The sequence below is a fragment of the Dyadobacter sp. LHD-138 genome (assembly GCF_030929615.1).
Lineage (GTDB): Bacteria > Bacteroidota > Bacteroidia > Cytophagales > Spirosomataceae > Dyadobacter.
This window is the reverse complement of record NZ_JAVFVU010000110.1, coordinates 1-1,094: the sequence shown is the minus strand read 5'-3', so window position 1 is coordinate 1,094 and position 1,094 is coordinate 1. Positions and strand designations below refer to the sequence as shown.

Annotated in this window: 2 protein-coding genes; both read left to right on the top strand. The window is 44.8% G+C overall.

Translation table 11 applies throughout. The features are described 5' to 3' along the window. The coding region (locus RB622_RS30135; RefSeq protein WP_308050558.1) for a kelch repeat-containing protein at positions 1-789 on the top strand (789 nt) is incomplete at its 5' end. A 24-nt stretch (positions 790-813) separates the two neighbouring features. Next, the coding region (locus RB622_RS30130) for a hypothetical protein (protein WP_308050557.1) at positions 814-1,094 on the top strand (281 nt) is incomplete at its 3' end.

Genomic DNA, 1,094 nt, shown 5'->3' with positions numbered 1-1,094 from the left:
CTAGCCACCTGGGGCCAGCAAAAGACTACTGATGGCAATAATACACCCGGTAGCCGTTCTGATTGCACGAGTTGGACTGATAAAAACGGGAATCTCTGGCTATTTGGCGGACTGACAGCTGATCCGGATAATATCGGGTTAGCCAATTATTACAACGATTTGTGGGTTTTCGATATGAAAAAAACGCAGTGGCAATGGGTGGCCGGAATCAATAAACCCAATCAGCTTGCCGATACCCTTGTAAACGGCAGGGATGATAAAGGACCAAAACCATCTTCCCGTTCAGACGCAACCGGTTGGTATGACGCAAAAAACAACACACTTTGGCTTTATGGCGGCACTGGATACGGGATCTCGTCCCGTCAAAAGGGAGGTCTTTCTGATATGTGGAGTTATGCCATTGATGAAGAAAAATGGACGAAACAAAACGGTGATTTCAAGATCAATTCAGAACCTAACAACTTTTCGGCAAGCTCTGCTTCTAAATTGAACTCCCCCGGACGCCGTACGGGAGCCACCAGCTGGACCGACAAATCAGGAATTCTTTACCTGATGGGAGGCTATAATCAGTTTCTGCGTGAATACGTATATATCGAAAGGTTTATTTGGACATATGATACAAAGACCAATCAATGGAGTATTTTGCCTCAAACGGCTGCTGCCGGGATAGGTGGCGGGACGGCTTTCACGGACGCAGACGGCACCCTGTATTTCTTTGGCGGGAAAGAATTTGATGAAACGACGATGCAAGCACGTCCTGCTAATTCAGTTTGGAAATTAAAACAGTAAATCAATTAGCCTGTAATTTTTAATATGAGACATTTTATAAAATATTTATGCGGTCTATTGATTTTGCTGCACTTTGGATCTTTCGCGCAACAACCATCACCGGGGGAAAAAGTTGTTTTCAGTTCCCCTCAAGCTGCACAACTTGGAAAGTTTGGCGGTCACACCATCAATTACAGTACGGGTACCCCCAATATCAATATTCCTTTGCTTACCTTATCAGAAGGAGATTTACAGATCCCTATCTCGGTGCAGTATAATTATAGCGGTTTTCGTCCCAGTGATCAGCCAGGCTGGATAGGTTTAGG